Here is a 14,764-nt window from a genome sequence, read left to right as displayed (position 1 = left end):
CCTGCACCGCTCGCTCCGTGTCCATCCCCCGACGAACGGATCCGCATGACCATCGAAATGACCCGCCCCGCGGACGCCGGCCCCACAACGACGGGCGAGGGCGGTGAGACGACCGATGCGCGCGCCGCGACCAAGGAGAGCCTCGAGGACTACACGCTGCGCTTCGCGCCGCGCAGCTACCGCAAATGGGCGCCCGGCGTCGTCGCGACCAGCGCCCTGGGCGGAATCGCCTACCTCGCCGACTTCTCGATCGGCGCCAACATCGGCATCACGCACGGCACCGTGAATGCGCTGCTGGGCATCGCCGTCGCCGCCGTGGTGATCTTCGTGACCGGCATCCCGCTCGCGTACTACGCCGCGCGCTACAACCTCGATCTCGACCTCATCACCCGCGGATCCGGTTTCGGATACTACGGATCCGTCATCACCAACGTGATCTTCGCGACCTTCACCTTCATCTTCTTCGCCCTCGAGGGCTCGATCATGGCGCAGGGCCTTCAGCTCGGCCTCGGGATCCCGCTGTGGGCGGGCTATTTCGTGTCCACCGTCATGGTGATCCCGCTGGTGATCTACGGCATGAAGGCGCTGTCCAAGCTGCAGGTGTGGACGACGCCGCTGTGGCTGGTGCTCATGGTGCTGCCCTTCGCATACCTGGTGATCACGCACCCGTCTTCGATCGGCGACTTCTTCTCGTTCCACGGCCAGGGCGACGGATCCGTGTCCTTCTCGTCCGTCATGCTCGCCGCCGGCGTGTGCCTGTCGCTGATCGGGCAGATCGCCGAGCAGATCGACTACCTCCGGTTCATGCCTCCGAAGACGTCGGCGAACCGGCGCCGCTGGTGGGCCGCTGTGATCATCGCCGGCCCGGGATGGGTCGTGTTCGGCGCGATCAAGCAGGCCGTCGGTCTGTTCCTCGCGGTCTACCTGATCTCGACGCTCGACCCGCAGGCGTCTGCGAGCGCGAACGAGCCGGTGCACCAGTTCCTCGGCATCTACCAGCAGATGGTGCCCGGATGGCTGGCCATGACGCTCGCCGTGGTGCTCGTGGTGATCTCGCAGATCAAGATCAACGTCACGAACGCGTACTCCGGATCGCTCGCGTGGACGAACGCGTACACCCGCATCACGAAGAGTTATCCCGGACGCGTGGTCTTCGTCGTCGTGAACGTGGCCATCGCGCTCGTGCTGATGGAGGCCAACATGTTCGCCTTCCTCAACACCGTGCTCGGGTTCTACGCCAACCTCGGCATGGCGTGGATCGTCACGGTCGCGACCGACATCGCGATCAACAAGTACGTCCTGAAGCTCTCGCCGAAGCAGCCAGAGTTCCGCCGCGGCATGCTCTACGCCTGGAACCCGGTCGGGATCGTCGCCCTGCTGCTGAGCGGCGGCATCTCCATCGCGATGTTCTTCGGTGCGTTCGGAGCGGCCGTGCAGCCGTTCTCGCCGGTGTTCGCCGTGCTGATCGCGTTCGTCGCGACCCCGGTCATGGCGATCCTCACTCGCGGCCGCTACTACCTCCGCCGCACGGATGACGGCATCGACCTGCCCCTGCTCGACGCGGATGGCAACCCCAGCGCGGAGAAGCTGCTCGACGTCGCCACCGGCATCTCCTTCGAACGGCCGGACATGCTCGCCTCGGCGGTACCCGGCCCGAACGGCGAGAAGCAGTACATCTCGTCGCTGTCGCTCGCGACCGACCGCAGCGGGGAGCACGTGCTGCCGGCCCAGTGACCCCGGCGACGGATGCGGGGTGCGCGGTTGTCTCCGCGCACCCCGCATCCGTCTGCAGCGCGAGTGATCACGCCGAATGTCGCGGAGGCCCCGGCGAAGCCCCAGGGCGATTCCGTTCGTGTCCGAGGGGATGCCTAGTCTCGACGCATGGCCACGCTCGATGATCTGCGTCGTGTCGCCGCCCGCCTGCCCGGCAGCGAGGAGCGCGCGATGACCGGCGGTGCCGCCTGGTTCGTCCGCAACAAGCTCTTCGCGTGGGAGTGCTCGCCGTGGCCGAGCATCCCGGAAGACCTCCGTGAGGTCATCGCGTCGGAGCTTGTGGTCGGCGTGAAGGTCGCCGACGCGCTCGATGCGCTCGCGTTGCGGGAAATGGCGCCGGACGTGTTCCTCCGCCAGACGACACGGTGGGGCGAGCCGAAGATCGCGTTCCGGATGCGGGCGATCGACGACGATCATCTCGCCGAACTCGTGACCGAGGCATGGCGGGTGCAGGCGCCCCAGTACCTGCGCCGCGAGTTCGACGACGGGTAGATCCTCGTCAGAAAGAGGGCGGCGGGAGGAAACCCTGAAGATGTCTCTGCTCAGGGATTCGTGGCGGAGACGGAGGGATTTGAACCCTCGGTCCCCTTGCGAGGACTCCACCTTAGCAGGGTGGTGCACTAGGCCTGACTATGCGACGTCTCCAGATGTCCGGCTCGCCGAACACCAGGGTCCATCCTAACGGACGCTTTGGGATGCTGCGAACCAACCGCCGCGTCGTGGCCGACCGGGCAGCGGCGTGCAGGAGCATGACGATCTGCACACGGTGTCACGATCAGCATACGGATCCACGTCGACACGTGCGCAGATCGTCGCATGGTGTGCAGATCGTCACACTGCGGGACCGCGGCAGTGCCGCAGGGCTGCGGGCAGAGCCACAGGACCGCGGGTACCGCCGCCACCGCCAGCGCTGCGGACAGCGCCACGACGCGACCCCGCGCCACCATCGATCGCGAGGCGGCGTCAGCCTTCGAAGCCGTTGCCGTTGGAGCAGGTCTGCTGCGCCGCGGACTGCCCCGAGACGTTCTTCGGCAGCTCGACGGGGCCGCCAGTCGCCCCGGGCGTCGGTGTCGCGGACGGATCCGTCGTCGCGGGATCGGTCGTCGCGGGATCCGTCGGCGCCGGCGTCGCGGAGACGACCGCATCGTCGCGCTGGCCGGCGACCTGGATCGGCTGGTTCGCCGCGAGGGCCGCCCAGAGCTGGTCCGCGCTGTCGGTGTCCGGCACGACCTTGTTCGGATTGTCGGGGTCGGTGAGCACCGGGTAGTTCACGAAGTTGATCTGGTCCAGCGGCACGTCCTTCATCGCCAGCGCGATCTGCACGAGCAGGGTCGGGCTGGTCAGGGTGGTGCTGGGGGTGACGTTCGACATCACCGTGTTCGCGAGCTTCAGCAGCGTGCCGGGGTTGCCGAGCACCTGGGCCGACACCATCTTGCGTGCCAGCGACGACATGTACACCTGCTGGTTGCTGCCGCGCCCGAGGTCGCTGCCGTCGCCGACGCCGTGCCGGGTGCGCAGGAACTGCAGCGCCTCGTACCCCTGCAGGGTATGCGTGCCCGGCGTGAGCTTGAGCGCGGTGTCGGGATCGTCGATGCCGTTGGCGATGCAGACGTCGACGCCGCCGATGGCGTTCGTGATCTCGATCACGCCGCCCCAGGTGACCTTCGCAGCGAATTGGATGTCGAGCCCGGACACTTTGCTGATCGTGCGGGCGACGCAGTTCAGCCCGCCCGTCTCGAGCGTGACGTTGATCGGCTGCTTGGACATCTCGCTGGTCGCGTTGCCCTGCGCGTCGGTGCACGACGGGATCGGGACCATGAGGTCACGCGGGAACGTGATGACGGTCACCCGTCGCGGGGCGTCGGAGATGTGCAGCAGCAGGTTCGTGTCGTTGCGCTCGCCCTCGTTGCCCGGATCCGAGCAGCGGTCGCCGAACTCCGCGGAGAACTTCGACTCGCAGATGTCGCTGCCCACGAGCAGCATGTTCACGCCGCCCTTGATCGCACCGATGTCCGGCGGCACCGACGCTTCGCCATCCAGAGCGACCGCGTTCGCGCTGAACGTGTGGCCCAGGTCGTAGGCGACGTACGCCGCGACGGAGACACCCGAGACGAGCACCACAGCCATGGCGATGCCGAGGATCTTCATCAGCTGGCTCCAGGCGCTCGGACGGCGCAGCTGGCCGTGTCCGGCGACGGGGCGTCGGGATCGGGGCGTCACGCTCACACGGTGCCTTTCACGATTCGGCGGGTGAACCGCGCCACCCTGCGCTCACTCAGCGGAGAGTGTGGGATTCGAACCCACGGGACATTGCTGCCCACTGGTTTTCAAGACCAGGTCCTTCGGCCGCTCGGACAACTCTCCTCGGCGCGCATGCGCACGCCGAACAGGGGTCGAGTCTAACGGAGAACCGGGTAGCGCCCTGCGAGCGCTTCTCCATTGTGCCCGGACCCGGCTGGGCGGCCGCTGAGTGAAAGCCTGATGGCGGCGCAGAAGAGGATCAGGAGGCCGCGGGAACGGTGAGCACGATCCGCTCGATCGCGGTGGCGAGTCCGCCGTCCTCGACGTCGCCGGTGACCTCACCGGCCGCGGCCTTGACCTCCTCAGGCGCCTGCCCCATCGCCACCGCGCGACCTCCGAAACCGCGCGCCCAGGCGAACATGCCGAGGTCGTTGCGGCCATCTCCCGCGACCATCACGAGGTCGCCCTCGCCGCCGAGCGTCTCCCGCACGCGAGCCAGAGCGGTGCCCTTGTCCACGCCGCGGGGCGCGATGTCGAGCCACGCGGTCCAGCCGATCGCGTACGACACCTCGTTGAGCCCGGCGTCCTGCACGAGCCGGTGGAAGTCGTCCTCATCGTGGCCCGGCGAGACCACGACCACGCGCGACACCTCCTGGGCACTCAGCTCGGCGAAGGAGACCTGACGCCCGCCGTCGAGCGTCCAGTCGTCGAGCTCGGCGGTGTACAGGCGCTGGCCGGATCCGAGCTCCACCATGTACCGCGCGTCGGGCAGACGGTCGTGCAGCAGCGCGAGCACGGCGGAGGGGTCGAAGGTCTCCACGTTCCAGCGCTCATAGCCGTCTACGGCGAGGCCTGCTGCGGCCTCCGCGGCCGACCCGATGCGCCGCATGGTGACCGCACCGTTCGAGCACACCACGAACTCTGGGCGGATCTCGAGCTGGTCGAGGAAGCGGTGCGTGCCCATCCAGCTGCGGCCGGTCGCGAGCATGACCTCGTGGCCTGCGTCGCGCGCGCGAGCCACGGCGTCGGGGACGCCCGGGCTCATCGTCTCGTCCTGCAGCAGGATGGTGCCGTCGATGTCGAGGGCGATGAGCCAGGCGTTCGTCATGCGTTCGAGCCCTCGGCCTCCACGGCCCCTTCGACAGGCTCAGGGACCGATGCGGCGCCGAGCGGGCGGAGCATTTCGAGCCCGCCGAGATAGGGACGCAGGACCTCCGGCACCCGCACGGATCCGTCCTCCTGCTGGTGCGTCTCGAGGATCGCGACGATCCAGCGCGTGGTCGCGAGCGTGCCGTTCAGCGTCGCCACGTGCTGGGTCTTCGCCGTGCCCTCCACCGCGTCCGGCCGGTGCCGGATGTCGAGGCGGCGCGCCTGATACGTGGTGCAGTTCGACGTGGAGGTGAGCTCGCGGAACGCGCCCTGCGTGGGCACCCACGCCTCGATGTCGTACTTGCGCGCGGCACTGGATCCGAGATCCCCTGCCGCCACGTCGATCACCCGGTAGGACAGGCCGAGGGCCGTGAGCATCTCCTCCTGCAGCGCGACGAGGCGAAGGTGCTCGGCCTCGGCGTCCTCGGGGGTCGTGTAGACGAACATCTCCAGCTTGTTGAACTGGTGCACGCGGATGATGCCGCGGGTGTCCTTGCCATAAGAACCGGCCTCGCGGCGGTAGCAGGTGGACCAGCCGGCGTAGCGCAGGGCGCCGCGGGACAGGTCGACGATCTCCCCGGAGTGATAGCCGGCCAGGGCCACCTCGCTGGTGCCGACGAGGTAGAGGTCGTCGTCCTTGTCGAGGTGGTAGACCTCGTCGGCGTGCTTGCCGAGGAAGCCGGTCCCCTGCATGATCTCGGGGCGCACCAGCGTGGGCACGATCATCGGGGTGAACCCCGCCGCCAGGGCCTTGTCCAGCGCGAGGTTCATGAGCGCGATTTCGAGCCGCGCGCCGATTCCTGTGAGGAAGTAGAACCGGGCGCCGGAGACCTTCGCCCCGCGCTCCATGTCGATCGCGCCGAGGAGCTCGCCGATGGCGAGGTGGTCGCGCGCCTCGAAGTCGAACGTCGGGGTCTCGCCGACCCGGCGCAGCTCGACGAAGTCGTCCTCGCCGCCGGCGGGGACTCCGTCGATGACGACGTTCTCGATCGCGGCGAGCGCGTCCGCCGCGACCTCCGCGGCCTCGTTCGACGCGGCCTGCGCCTGCTTCACCCGCTCGGCGAGGTCCTTCGCCTGCGCGACGAGCGCGGCCTTCTCGTCCTTGGGCGCCTTCGCGACCTGCTTGCCGAACGCGTTCTGCTCGGCGCGCAGCTCCTCGAACGCGGAGAGCGCCGCACGGCGCGATCGGTCGGCCTCGATCGCCGCATCGACGGTCTCCGGCGCGTTGCCGCGCGCGGCCTGGGACTGACGGACGAGCTCGGGCTCGTCGCGGAGAAGGGCGAGGTCGATCACCTGACAAGTCTAGGGCGTCGTCTTCGGGCCTCTCCCTGCGTCGAGTAGTCCCCCTGAGCACGGGCTATAGGTCACGCTCAGGGGGACGACTCGATCGAGAGAAGCGCGGGAGGCCGCGGGCTAGGCTGAGCGCATGACTGACGAGGCCGGACGCCCGCGCGCCGCACTCGTCGTCAACCCGGTCAAGGCCGATGCGCCGAAGCTCGTCGAACTGCTGCGCACGCTGTCGGCCGAGGCGGGCTGGGACGCCCCGCTCATCGTCGAGACTTCCGTGCAGGATCCCGGCCAGGAGGCCACCCGCATCGCCCTCGCCGACGGGGCCGCCGCCGTGCTGGTGGCCGGCGGCGACGGCACCGTCCGCGCCGTGTCCGAGACGATGGCGGGCACCGGGATTCCGCTGGCGATCGTGCCCAGCGGCACGGGCAACCTCCTCGCCCGCAATCTGGGCCTGGCGCTGGACACGCCGTCGACCGTGATCGACGCGGTGTTCCACGGCGACCGCCATCCGGTCGACATCGGCTGGGCGGAACTGACCCGGGCGGACGGGAACGTGCAGAGGCACGGGTTCGTCGTGCTCGCCGGCATCGGACTGGACGCGCACATGATCGCGAACACCCGTCCGGGCCTCAAGAAGTCCGTGGGCTGGGTGGCCTACGTCGACGGCGCCGCGCGCTCCCTGCCCGGTGCGAAGCCGTTCCGCATCATGTACGCGGTGGACGACCTCAAGCTGCACTCGGTCAAGGTGCACAGCATGCTGTTCGCGAACTGCGGGGCGCTGCCCGCGGGCATCGCGCTCATCCCCGACGCCTCGATCACCGACGGCACCCTCGACGTCGCGGTCATCCAGGCGCGCGGTCCGTTCGGATGGCTGGCGGTGTGGCGCACCGTGTGGTGGCAGAACTCGGTGCTGCGTCGCAGCAAGGCCGGGAGGCGCATGATCGAGCTCACTGGATCCGGCGGCTCGATCCGCTACCTCCAGGGCAGCGACGCGGATGCCGCCACCACCGAGCCCGCCCCCGTCGAACTGGACGGCGACGAGTTCGGCGAGGCCGTGCGGATCCATTGCCGGATCGACCCGGGCGCGCTGCTGGTGGCCGTGCCGGCCGGGCACGTGATCAGCCCGGCCTGACCGACGTCAGCCGATGACGGTGACCGTACCGTCCAGGTGGTCGCCCTTGAGCGTCAACGTGTAGCCGGCAGGATCGGCGGGCGCGTTCACGCCGAGCATCGTGATCCGGGGCACGAAGTCCATGGTGCAGACCTGGGTGGCGTCGGTCTTGAAGGTCACGGTCGCTCCGGTCTTGTCCTGATTCTCGGTCAGATCGGTCACGACCGGCCGGCACGTCGAGGATCCCCAGGTCAGGAGCATGATCCCATTGTCGGAGAACCAACCGGCACTGGGTTTGCCGTCGCTGCTGCCGCCGGTGCTGAGCGCGCTGCTCCCCTCGAGGGGAAGCCGCCCCTGGAAGCCGCCGCCCTGGAACGACAGGGTCACGTCCTTGGACGCGTCGACGCCTTCCGGCACGCCGATGTACGTCGCCCGCGGCGCGAAGTCTGCCGTGCACACGGCCTTCGGATCCGGTTCGGCGAGCGTCACCGTGATCGTCTGCCCGTCGGCCTTCACGTCCTCGGCGACGGGGGTGCAGGCGAGCGAGGAGGACCCGTAGGTGACGAGGCCGATCCCGCGCCCGCCGTCCAGCCAGGCCGCCGCCGGATCCGTGGACGGCTCGGGCGATGCCGTCGAATCGGCGGTCGGGATGGGTGGGCTCACCGGTTCCAGCTGGGCGCAGCCCGCCAGGGCGATCGTCGCGGACGCGGCGAGCGCCGCGATGGCAAGAGCGGTGCGGATCCTCATGCGCTCATGCTATCCAGCGCGGATTCGGGCCACCATGCCTCGGGCGGCCCCGCAGTCGCCCGCGCCGACGCTACTGCAGCGACGAGGTGAGCCGGGCGAGGTTGTCCAGCACCGTGGAACGCAGCGGCTGCTGCATCCACTCCTCGAGCGTCAGCTCGCGGCTGAGCGAGCGGTAGTGGTCCTCGACCTCGCGCAGCTCCCGCACGAATTCCTTGCCTCGCACGAGCATCGAGATCTCGAGGTTCAGACCGAACGAGCGCATGTCCATGTTGCTGGATCCGATGACCGCGACATCGTCGTCGATCGTGAGGCTCTTGGTGTGCAGGATGTATGGCTTGCGATACATCCAGATCCGCACGCCGGCGCGCAGCAGCGCCTCGTAGTAGCTGCGCTGCGCGTGGTAGACGATCGCCTGATCGCCCTCTTCCGAGACGAACAGCTCGACCTGGAGCCCGCGGTCGCACGCCGTCGAGACGGCGAGCAGCAGCGCCTCGTCCGGCACGAAGTAGGGGCTCACGATCATGATCTTGCGCTCGGCGGCGTACAGCAGGCCGAGGAACAGCCGGAGGTTGTTCTCCGCCTCGAAGCCAGGACCTGACGGCACGATCTGGCAGTCCAGGTCGCCGCTGCCGCTCTCCGTCGGCGCGAAGGCGACCGAGTCCGGCACCTGGTCGGTCTCGCTGTACCAGTCGGACAGGAAGACCGCGTTCACGCTCCCGACGACGGGACCGTCGACACGCACCATCAGGTCGACCCAGTGCAGACCGCGCTTGATGTTCTTCGGCAGGTTGTAGGTCGAGTCGGTGACGTTCTGCGAACCGAGGAACGCCACCTCGTTGTCGACGACGAGCAGCTTGCGGTGATTGCGCAGGTCGGGGCGCTGCGTGCGCCCCTTGAACGGCTGCACCGGTAGCATCAGGTGCCAGTCGGCACCCATCGCGTCCAGCCGGGCGATGGTCTGCTTGTACCGCGGCTTCCACCGGTTCGCCCAGTGATCCAGCAGCACCCGCACCGGCACTCCGCGGGCGGCCGTCTCCTCCATCGCGCGGAAGAAATTGTCGGTCGAGGCATCCGACTGCAGGATGTAGAACTCGACGTGCACGAACTCGGTCGCGTCCCGGATCGCGTCGGCCATGGCGTCGAGCGAGGCCTGGTAGTCGGAGATCAGGTGCGCGCCGTTGTCCCCGAACAGCGGCAGCGCCCCGAGGCGCTGGTTCATGCGCACCAGGGAGGCGAGGCTCTCGGGCATCTCCGCATCGGAGCGCCCCAGATGCAGGTCCTTCGTGACCTCGGCGATGGTCTCGTTGATGAGGTCCTGCTTCTTGCGCCTCGCGCGGGGCAGCCGCGGGTTTCCGATCAGCAGGAACAGCAGCACCCCGATGTACGGGATGAAGTAGATCGCCAGCAGCCACGCCGTCGCAGCTGTGGGGCGGCGGTTGCGCGGCACGACGATGATCGCGATGATGCGGATCGTGAGGTCGATCAGAAGAGCCGCAACCGCGATGATCAGGGCCCACACGTTGGGGTCCATGCGCCACTCCTGACCCGGGAAGAGTCGCCGATCGGCGACTTCGTCCCACAGTAGCGGCTGGAGCGGACAACGCCCGGAGGCGGCTCAGTGGCAGTTCAGTCGCGGCTCAGGAGGAGCGCGGCGGCAGGCCGCGGGCGGCGCGTTCCTCGGCCTCGATCCGCGCGTGCGTCTGCCGCTCGGTGCGGTCGAAGCGCAGGATCCCGCGGAGCACGAACCAGAACACGACGCAGACGACGATCGTGGGGATCACCGACCACGCGGCGGCCACCCAGAATTCGTCCATGCTGCGATCCTACCCGGGGCTCCGGTGGGCCCGCTGGGAGCGGCCGTCGCCGTTCCGCCCGCGAGGCACGAGGAGTGCACGCCGGCGGTCGGGCGCCCGGCGCGCTACACCATCTCCTCGGCGTGCTCGGCGACCCAGGCGACGAGCGGGAGCATCCTCTCCATGAGGTCGTGGCCTAGCGGGGTCAGGCTGTACTCCACGTGGGGCGGGACGGTGGGGAACGACTCCCGGTGCACGAGGCCGTCCGAAGCGAGCGTGCGCAGGGTGGACGCGAGCATCTTCTCGCTGATGCCGTCGACCTCACGGCGCAGCTCGCCCCAGCGCAGGGTGTCGTCCGACAGGGCTGAGAGCACCAGGACGCCCCACTTGCTCATGATGTGGTCCAGAACGACGCGCGTCTGGCATCCCTCCTCGAAAAGCCGATCCTGGGATGACCGGATCTGAGCAAAACTAACGACCATGTGGGTACCTTACCTCAAAGTGGGTACCCATCTGTGGGAAGGTGTCCGTTCCGGGATGCGTTGCGACATGCGAACCCTCTAGGAAAGGAACGCCATGACCATCCTCGTCACCGGTGCCACCGGCCACCTCGGCCGCCTCATCATCGACAGCCTCCTCGCCCGCGGCGTCGAAGCGTCGAGCATCCGAGCGGGCGCGCGCGACATCGCCAAGGCATCCGACCTCGCGGCGCGGGGCGTGCAGGTCGTCGCTCTCGACTACGACGCGCCGGAGACCGTCGCGGCGGCGGCGGACGGTGCGGATGCCGTGATGCTCGTCTCGGGCAGCGAGGTGGGCAAGCGCGCCCCGCAGCACCAGGCCGTGATCGACGCAGCGAAGAACGCGGGCGTCGCGAAGCTCGTCTACACGAGCGCCCCGAAGGCGACGACCAGCGATCTTGTGCTCGCCCCGGAGCACAAGGCCACCGAGGAGGCGATCGCGGCCTCCGGACTCCCCGCCGTGATCCTCCGCAACAACTGGTACACCGAGAACTACGCCGCAGACGTCGCGCGGGCGAAGGACACCGGCGTCATCGCCGCCAGCGTCGGCGACGGCCGGATCGCCTCTGCCAGCCGCGCCGACTTCGCGGAAGCGGCCGCCGTGGTGCTCACGGAGGACGGCCACCTCGGCCAGGTCTACGAGCTCGCCGGCGACATCGCCTGGAACTTCGACGACCTCGCCGCCGCGGCGACCGAGATCACCGGCCGCGAGGTCCGGTACACGCCGCTGAGCGCCGAGGAGCACGCGGCCGCGCTGGAGGACGCAGGGCTGGACTACGGGACGGTCTGGTTCGTCACCACGCTCGACGCGGGCATCCGTGCCGGCGCGCTCGCGGAGTCCGACGGTACCCTCGCGCGCCTCATCGGACGCCCCACGACCCCCCTCGTCGACGGCTTGCGCGCCGCGATCTGAACGGCGGTGGTCCCGGCCCGCACAGGGGCCGCTGCGCCATGACGGATCCCGAAGGAACCGTGGAGGCTCGCGGAGACGGCGTTCACCCCTCGTCGAGTTCGACAAGGGGTGAACGCCGTCCGCGCAGGCCGACCCGAACTCCCCGCCCTCGTTTCCGCTGGTGCCCTCAGGAGCACTCGATCGGTCCGCACAATCGGAGCCGAGCGGATCCTGTCCCCTGGTCCGTTCCTGACGCGGAGCCGGGTCCGGCCGGATGCCCATCGTGGATCCATGACAACGATCGTCCATGCCGCGGGCGCCGCAGAGCTGCTCGCCGCCATCCCCGTGCTCACCGGCTTCACTCCGCGCGACTCCGTGGTGCTGCTGCCCTTCCGCGGATCGCGCACCGCCGGCGCGCTCCGCTTCGACCTGCCGGCGGGGTCCGTCGGATCCGCTCCTCCCACCGGGCCGCCGTCGCCCTCGTCGACTCGGGCCCACCGCGGCACAGAACCCGCCGCCTCGACGCCCGCCCCCACCGCGGAGGAGTTCGCCGCGACGGCGATCGGACTGGCCTGCCGCGTCCCCGATACGGATGCGCTGGCGATCGCGGTGTACGCCGACGGCGCGGCTCCCGCAGCGGGACCGACGCCCGACCCAGATCTTCCGTCCTTGGCTGCGTCCGGCGCCGACGCGTGGCTCCCTGACACACGGCTTCCCGCCGCGTCGCTCGTGGAGGAGCTGGTCCGTCGCGCCGAGGCGTGCGGTCTGCACGTGGTCGAGGCGCTGTTCGTCGGGCCCGGTTCCTGGGCCGACTACCGCGACCCGCAGGCCGCGCCGCATCCGCTGGCCGAAGTGCCGGCCCCGCCCTCGGTGCCGGGCTTCGCCGGGCCCGCCCCGGACCAGTTCAGCGGCACCGACCTGCCGTCCCCCGGACTGTTCGCCGCGGAATCCGTCGGCCGCGCGCTCCTCGCCCTCGAACGCGTGCTCGGCTCCGCCGCCCCCGGGCGCACACCGCCGGCAGCCGTGGAGCGAACGGATCCGAGGGCGCAGGAGACGGCGCTGCTGCTGGACGATCTGCCGTCGTTCCTGGAGGAGGTGCTGGATTCACCCGAGGCGCTGTCGCCGTTCGCGACGGCCGCGCTCGTGTGGATCCTGAACCGTCCGGCACTGCGGGATGTCGCACTCGTGCAGTGGGCCAGCAGCATCGACCGCGGCGACCAGGCGCTGGCCGCGCAGCTGGGCCACGGCCTGAGCGGATCCGCCGTGCCGCCGGACATCGCCGGCATCCTGATCGGGCACGGCCCGCGTCCGGATTGCGATCGCCTGGGCGTGGCTCTGGCCCTGGTCCGCCGCACGATCACGCTCGCCCCACGCCTGGTGCGGGGCGGCCCGCTCGCGGCCGCCGCGTGGTTGTCGTGGGCGATCGGCCGCTCGACGCACGCCGCGCAGTACCTCGATCAGGCTCAGGCCATCGATCCCGAGCTCACCTTCGCGCAGCTGCTGCGCACGGTGGTCGACGCCGGCATGCTGCCGGACTGGTCCTTCCGCGCCGCCGCAGCGTGACGCCCGCGGGATCGGCCCCGCGAGATCCACCCTGCGGCGGACGGCTGCTTCGCCAGGCTCGTCGCGGCTACTTCACCAGCGGGAACAGGATCGTCTCGCGGATGCCCAGACCCGTCACGGCCATGAGGAGGCGGTCGATGCCCATGCCCATTCCGCCGGTCGGCGGCATGCCGTGCTCGAGCGCGCGCAGGAACTCCTCGTCCACGCGCATCGCCTCGAGGTCGCCGCCCGCGGCGAGCTTCGCCTGCTCGACGAAGCGCTCGCGCTGAATGACGGGGTCGACGAGCTCGGAGTACCCCGTGGCGAGCTCGAAGCCGCGCACGTAGAGGTCCCACTTCTCCACGACACCCGGGATCGAGCGGTGCTCACGCACGAGCGGGGAGGTGTCGACGGGGAAGTCCATGACGAACGTCGGCCGCTCCAGGCCGCCCTTGACGAAGTGCTCCCACAGCTCCTCGATGAGCTTGCCGTGGGTGGCATGCGGCGGGATGTCGACCCCGTTCGCCTCGGCGAACGCGATGAGGTCGGAGACCGGGTCGGACGGGGTGAACATGCGCCCCGCCGCCTCGGACAGGGAGTCGTACATCGAGATGCGCGCCCACTGCCCGCCGAGGTCGTACTCGGTGCCGTCGGCCCAGGTGACCAGGGTGGATCCGGCCACCGCGATCGCCGCGTTCTGGATCAGCTCCTGCGTGAGGTCGGCGATGCCGTTGTAGTCGGAGTACGCCTGGTACGCCTCGAGCATGGCGAACTCGGGGCTGTGCGTGGAGTCGGCGCCCTCGTTGCGGAAGTTGCGGTTGATCTCGTACACGCGCTCGATCCCGCCGACGACGGCGCGCTTCAGGTAGAGCTCCGGCGCGATGCGCAGGTAGAGCTCGGTGTCGAAGGCGTTCGAGTGCGTGATGAACGGGCGGGCCGAGGCGCCGCCGTGCTGCACCTGCAGCATCGGAGTCTCCACCTCGAGGAAGTCGTGGCTCGTGAAGGTCTGGCGCAGGCTGGCGTTGACCGCGGCGCGGGCACGCACGGTGCTCCGCGCCTGGTCGCGCAGGATCAGATCGAGGAAGCGGCTGCGCACGCGGCCCTCCTCGCTGAGCTCACCGTAGGCGTTGGGCAGCGGCAGGATCGCCTTGGACGCGATCGTCCAGCTGTCGGCCATGATCGACAACTCGCCACGGCGGCTGGAGATCACCTCGCCGTGCACGAACACGTGGTCGCCGAGGTCGACGAGCTCCTTCCACTGCGCGAGGGACTCCTCCCCCACGTTGGCGAGCGAGATCATCGCCTGGATCCGGGATCCGTCACCGGCCTGCAGCGAGGCGAAGCAGAGCTTGCCGGTGTTGCGGCTGAACACCACGCGTCCGGCGACGCCGACGAGCACTCCCGTCTCGGCACCCGGCTCGAGCTCGCCGTACTCGGCGCGCAGCTGCGGGATCGTGTGCGAGACCGGCACCGCCACCGGGAAGGCACCGCCCGCGGCATCCGCACGATCGGCGATCAGCCGCTCGCGCTTGGCGAGGCGCACCTCGCGCTGCTCAAAGGTGTCGTCCGCCGCAGCGGTGTCGTCGGTGGGCGCGGTGACGGGCGCGTCGGTCATGTGCAGGGCTCCTCGGAAGTCGCCGCCAAGTCTACCGGCGTGCGCCTTCGCGCCCGTCGAGTGCAGTGCGGGGCTGCACGCCGGGACATACGC

General features: G+C 69.6%; 13 protein-coding genes and 2 tRNA genes. 5 read left to right on the top strand and 10 right to left on the bottom strand.

Annotated elements, in window-relative coordinates; translation table 11 throughout:
• Nucleotides 1–57: 57 nt before the first annotated feature.
• Both AB4078_RS00200 and AB4078_RS00195 read left to right on the top strand, forming a co-directional pair.
• Nucleotides 58–1,734: a purine-cytosine permease family protein gene (locus AB4078_RS00200; RefSeq protein WP_441975698.1), complete on the top strand. Its 1,677-nt coding sequence runs from the start codon at nt 58–60 to the stop codon at nt 1,732–1,734.
• A gap of 147 nt (nt 1,735–1,881) precedes the next feature.
• Nucleotides 1,882–2,265 (top strand): MmcQ/YjbR family DNA-binding protein, encoded by a 384-nt coding sequence (locus AB4078_RS00195; RefSeq protein WP_440735012.1) that lies wholly within the window; start codon nt 1,882–1,884, stop codon nt 2,263–2,265.
• 61 nt (nt 2,266–2,326) lie between these two features.
• On the opposite strand, the gene AB4078_RS00190 is transcribed toward AB4078_RS00195, so the two are convergent.
• The 5 genes from AB4078_RS00190 to serS all read right to left on the bottom strand — a co-directional run bounded on the left by AB4078_RS00190 (nt 2,327) and on the right by serS (nt 6,456).
• A tRNA-Ser gene (locus AB4078_RS00190) sits at nt 2,327–2,418 on the bottom strand.
• 318 nt (nt 2,419–2,736) lie between these two features.
• Nucleotides 2,737–3,993 carry an LCP family protein gene (locus AB4078_RS00185; protein ID WP_441975479.1) on the bottom strand — a complete coding sequence of 419 codons (1,257 nt, stop codon included), beginning with the start codon at nt 3,991–3,993 and terminating at the stop codon, nt 2,737–2,739.
• A 59-nt stretch (nt 3,994–4,052) separates the two neighbouring features.
• A tRNA-Ser gene (locus AB4078_RS00180) sits at nt 4,053–4,137 on the bottom strand.
• A gap of 136 nt (nt 4,138–4,273) precedes the next feature.
• Nucleotides 4,274–5,122 (bottom strand): HAD family hydrolase, encoded by an 849-nt coding sequence (locus AB4078_RS00175; protein WP_440735009.1) that lies wholly within the window; start codon nt 5,120–5,122, stop codon nt 4,274–4,276.
• Nucleotides 5,119–6,456 (bottom strand): serine--tRNA ligase, encoded by a 1,338-nt coding sequence (gene serS / locus AB4078_RS00170; protein WP_441975478.1) that lies wholly within the window; start codon nt 6,454–6,456, stop codon nt 5,119–5,121. The genes AB4078_RS00175 and serS overlap by 4 nt, the downstream gene beginning before the upstream one ends.
• Before the next feature lie 133 nt (nt 6,457–6,589).
• Here serS and AB4078_RS00165 point away from each other — a divergent pair, with 133 nt between their 5' ends.
• Nucleotides 6,590–7,585 carry a diacylglycerol/lipid kinase family protein gene (locus tag AB4078_RS00165; RefSeq protein ID WP_441975477.1) on the top strand — a complete coding sequence of 332 codons (996 nt, stop codon included), beginning with the start codon at nt 6,590–6,592 and terminating at the stop codon, nt 7,583–7,585.
• Between the two features lie 6 nt (nt 7,586–7,591).
• On the opposite strand, the gene AB4078_RS00160 is transcribed toward AB4078_RS00165, so the two are convergent.
• The 4 genes from AB4078_RS00160 to AB4078_RS00145 all read right to left on the bottom strand — a co-directional run bounded on the left by AB4078_RS00160 (nt 7,592) and on the right by AB4078_RS00145 (nt 10,586).
• Nucleotides 7,592–8,311: a hypothetical protein gene (locus tag AB4078_RS00160; RefSeq protein ID WP_441975476.1), complete on the bottom strand. Its 720-nt coding sequence runs from the start codon at nt 8,309–8,311 to the stop codon at nt 7,592–7,594.
• Nucleotides 8,312–8,381: 70 nt separating this feature from the next.
• On the bottom strand, nt 8,382–9,842 hold the full coding sequence (cls, locus tag AB4078_RS00155) for a cardiolipin synthase (RefSeq protein ID WP_441975475.1): 1,461 nt from the start codon (nt 9,840–9,842) through the stop codon (nt 8,382–8,384).
• A 106-nt stretch (nt 9,843–9,948) separates the two neighbouring features.
• On the bottom strand, nt 9,949–10,125 hold the full coding sequence (locus AB4078_RS00150; RefSeq protein WP_309336988.1) for a hypothetical protein: 177 nt from the start codon (nt 10,123–10,125) through the stop codon (nt 9,949–9,951).
• A 104-nt stretch (nt 10,126–10,229) separates the two neighbouring features.
• The gene (locus AB4078_RS00145) at nt 10,230–10,586 is read right to left on the bottom strand and encodes a winged helix-turn-helix transcriptional regulator (protein WP_441975474.1); all 357 of its coding nucleotides are present in this window, start codon (nt 10,584–10,586) and stop codon (nt 10,230–10,232) included.
• Between the two features lie 94 nt (nt 10,587–10,680).
• Between AB4078_RS00145 and AB4078_RS00140 the strand changes: the two genes are divergently transcribed.
• Entirely contained in the window at nt 10,681–11,535 is an 855-nt protein-coding gene (locus AB4078_RS00140; RefSeq protein WP_441975473.1) for an SDR family oxidoreductase, read from the top strand.
• Between the two features lie 270 nt (nt 11,536–11,805).
• Entirely contained in the window at nt 11,806–13,077 is a 1,272-nt protein-coding gene (locus AB4078_RS00135; RefSeq protein ID WP_441975472.1) for a DUF4192 family protein, read from the top strand.
• A 67-nt stretch (nt 13,078–13,144) separates the two neighbouring features.
• Here AB4078_RS00135 and lysS read toward each other — a convergent pair whose 3' ends face one another.
• Complete coding sequence (gene lysS, locus AB4078_RS00130) at nt 13,145–14,671, bottom strand: lysine--tRNA ligase (protein WP_441975471.1); 1,527 nt, start codon at nt 14,669–14,671, stop codon at nt 13,145–13,147.
• Nucleotides 14,672–14,764 lie beyond the last annotated feature (93 nt).

The sequence above is a fragment of the Microbacterium sp. 2MCAF23 genome, from assembly GCF_052115565.1.
GTDB lineage: Bacteria > Actinomycetota > Actinomycetes > Actinomycetales > Microbacteriaceae > Microbacterium.
Note: the sequence above shows the minus strand (reverse complement) of the source record. Positions and strands in the feature narration are given on the sequence as shown.